The 824-nt window shown below is 66.6% G+C and carries 1 protein-coding gene; it reads left to right on the top strand.

Annotated elements, in window-relative coordinates:
- Window positions 1–819, top strand: an 819-nt coding sequence (locus IE313_RS34650; protein ID WP_189939353.1) for a hypothetical protein, incomplete at its 5' end; no start/stop codon positions are given.
- Between the last annotated feature and the right edge of the window lie 5 nt (window positions 820–824).

Genomic DNA, 824 nt, shown 5'->3' with positions numbered 1-824 from the left:
CCCAAGATGCCGCAGAACGAGGCCGTCTACACCAAGTCCGGCGACTTCGTGGTCTTCAACCAGCTCGCCGTCAAGATCGAGATGGACACGGTCAGCAACGAGGACTACTACGGCTGGCTGGACGACATGAAGGCGACGATCGGCGACCGCGTCAAGGGCGCCGAGATCGCCGAGAAGGACCAGGCCAGGACCACCCCGCCGCTGAACACGGCGATCTACTACGACACCGAGGACTTCCGCATCCTGAGCACCGGCGCGCTGCTGCGGACCTCCTGCAACAAGATCACGCACGCCTTCTGCGCCTTCAAGGCCGCCCAGGACGAGAACAACGTGCGCCGCGACCACCGCTACGTCTTCGACGGCGAGGAGAAGGCCACCATCCAGGCCGCCCCCGACTCGCCCGAGGCCGTCGCCATCGTCAAGCGGCTGATGGCCAGGGACGACATCGAGCACCCCGGGCTGCACCTGGAGGAGGAGTACGGCATCCCCCGCACCGAGCTGATCCCGACCCTGCGCCTGGACGACTACCGCTACACCTTCTTCGTCTGGCTGGACAAGCGCGACGCACTGCGGTGCAGCATCGACCGCGCGTTCGTCAGCAACCTCCGGCTGCCCGAGGCGGAGCGCGAGCGCAAGCCCGTCAGCGAGGTCGAGCTGGCCATCTACCCGCGCATCGAGCAGGAGATCGCCAACGACCCCCGCGTCGTCGAACTGATCAAGGTCCTCTCTGACGACCTGTGCGCCCGCTTCGACACACGCATCACCTCGGACATCAAGTACCAGCGCTCCGCCACCGCCCTGGGCATGGGAGGCCGCTGACCGCA

It is taken from the genome of Streptomyces sulfonofaciens, assembly GCF_014656295.1.
Taxonomy (GTDB): domain Bacteria; phylum Actinomycetota; class Actinomycetes; order Streptomycetales; family Streptomycetaceae; genus Streptomyces; species Streptomyces sulfonofaciens.
Note: the sequence above shows the minus strand (reverse complement) of the source record. Positions and strands in the feature narration are given on the sequence as shown.